At 42.2% G+C, this 1,098-nt stretch carries 1 protein-coding gene; it reads left to right on the forward strand.

The genetic code is table 11. The features are described 5' to 3' along the window. Positions 1 to 188: 188 nt before the first annotated feature. On the forward strand, positions 189 to 1,098 hold a 910-nt coding region (istA, locus tag J1N10_RS20925), incomplete at its 3' end, for an IS21 family transposase (RefSeq protein WP_262328672.1).

Raw genomic sequence — 1,098 nt, forward strand, 5'->3', positions numbered from 1 at the left:
TGGAAAAAACGCTGAAGTTGACCACCTCTTAACGATTTAAATTGACCAGGTCTAACGAACGAAATTGACCACCCTTTGACGCTCCAAAGTGACCAGGCTGTAACGGAGCAAATTGACCAGGTAAAATCAAAGACTTTTTCATGCTGTTGAAGCCGTAAATTGATGCATTTAATCAAATGCTAAAATCTATGGCTAATACACTAACAGACATGAGTAAAGTAAGAAAAGTATTAAATCTACATCATCAGGGTAAAAGCAAGTCTTTTATCAGCCGCTATTTGTCGTTGTCGCGCAATACGGTTAAGAAGTACATCGCCTTGTATTCGGTGCTTAAAATGAGCATCAATGACCTAAAAGAAAAGAGTGATAGCGAGCTTGAGCAGCTGTTTAGCCATAATCAGCAGGAGGTTTTAACGCCAAAACAACAGGCTCTTTACAAGTTCTTTCCATATGTAGAGCGTCAGCTAAAGAAGACTGGTGTTACTCGGCAGCACATGTGGAGGGAGTACATCGCTAAACACCCTGACGGCTTTAAATCGAGCCAATTTGGTTTATATTACCGGCGCTGGAGCAAGAATGTCAATCCAGTGATGCACATGAACCACAAGTCGGGCGATAAGATGTTTATTGACTATGCAGGCAAAACGCTTGAGGTAGTTAATCTCAATAGCGGTGAAGTTAAACAGGTGCAGTTTTTTGTGGCGATTTTAGGCGCCAGTCAATACACCTATGCCGAGGCATCGATGAGCCAAAAGAAAGAGGATTTTATCACATCGGTAGAAAATGCACTGCACTTCTTCAATGGAGTTCCGGCTGCCATCGTGCCAGATAACTTAAAGTCTGCGGTAACCAAGAGTCACCGTTATGAACCGAAGCTCAATGAAACCTTTCAGGATTTTGCAGAGCATTATGATACAACCATCTTACCTGCCAGGGCTTATAAGCCAAGGGATAAATCATTAGCCGAAGGAGCTGTAAAAATCCTTTATCAGCGCATATATCCGGTTATTAACCGGCAGGTGTTCCATAATCTCAGAGACTTGAATAGAGCCATTTGGAAGGAATTGGAGACACATAATAACGCTAAGCTTACTGGAC

The sequence above is a fragment of the Carboxylicivirga litoralis genome, from assembly GCF_025499605.1.
Lineage (GTDB): Bacteria > Bacteroidota > Bacteroidia > Bacteroidales > Marinilabiliaceae > Carboxylicivirga > Carboxylicivirga litoralis.